Annotated in this window: 6 tRNA genes and 1 rRNA gene; all 7 read right to left on the minus strand. The window is 49.7% G+C overall.

Annotated features, from left to right (window positions below):
- Positions 1–128: 128 nt before the first annotated feature.
- Positions 129–204: transfer RNA gene (locus IRJ25_RS15140), tRNA-Ala, on the minus strand.
- A gap of 14 nt (positions 205–218) precedes the next feature.
- A tRNA-Pro gene (locus IRJ25_RS15145) sits at positions 219–295 on the minus strand.
- Between the two features lie 8 nt (positions 296–303).
- Positions 304–380 (minus strand) — tRNA-Arg (locus tag IRJ25_RS15150).
- A 31-nt stretch (positions 381–411) separates the two neighbouring features.
- Positions 412–498, minus strand: a tRNA-Leu gene (locus IRJ25_RS15155).
- 41 nt (positions 499–539) lie between these two features.
- Positions 540–615 (minus strand) — tRNA-Thr (locus IRJ25_RS15160).
- A 9-nt stretch (positions 616–624) separates the two neighbouring features.
- Positions 625–700 (minus strand) — tRNA-Val (locus IRJ25_RS15165).
- 8 nt (positions 701–708) lie between these two features.
- A 5S ribosomal RNA gene (gene rrf / locus IRJ25_RS15230) occupies positions 709–785 on the minus strand; the annotation flags it as partial.

Consider the following 785-nt stretch of genomic DNA (forward strand, 5'->3'; position numbering starts at 1 on the left):
GGATCAAACTCTCCAAAGAATTTGATATAGCTCTTAAATTGACGAAGCTTGCGCTTCATTCAAAAATTGTAAAACTTATTTTTGCCTCATCGTTCAGTTTTCAAAGTTCGTCTGTAAAAAAATAAAATTGGTGGAGCCTAGCGGGATCGAACCGCTGACCTCCTGCGTGCAAGGCAGGCGCTCTCCCAGCTGAGCTAAGGCCCCAATATAAGTGATGATGGTCGGGAAGACAGGATTCGAACCTGCGACCCCTTGGTCCCAAACCAAGTGCTCTACCAAGCTGAGCTACTTCCCGTCTAAAAATGGTGCACCCTGAGAGATTCGAACTCCCGGCCTTTAGATTCGTAGTCTAACGCTCTATCCAGCTGAGCTAAGGGTGCGAGACGAATAATCATCATGGGAAAATATTAATGGTACCGAGGGCCGGACTTGAACCGGCACGAGGAAACCCTCGCAGGATTTTAAGTCCTGTGCGTCTACCAATTCCGCCACCCCGGCAAGGTATAATTTCTAGCGGTAGACTTTTTAAAAAGATCAAATGGTGCCGGCGAAAGGATTCGAACCCTCGACCCTCTGATTACAAGTCAGATGCTCTACCAACTGAGCTACACCGGCAGGTGTAAATGGTGGAGGATGACGGGATCGAACCGCCGACCCCCTGCTTGTAAGGCAGGTGCTCTCCCAGCTGAGCTAATCCTCCAATATGTAGCCTGGCAACGTCCTATCCTCACAGGGGGAGATCCCCCAACTACTTTCGGCGCTGAGACGCTTAACTTCCGTGTTCG

This window comes from Exiguobacterium sp. KJ 601 (assembly GCF_027161185.1).
GTDB classification, from domain to species: Bacteria; Bacillota; Bacilli; order Exiguobacteriales; family Exiguobacteriaceae; genus Exiguobacterium; species Exiguobacterium profundum.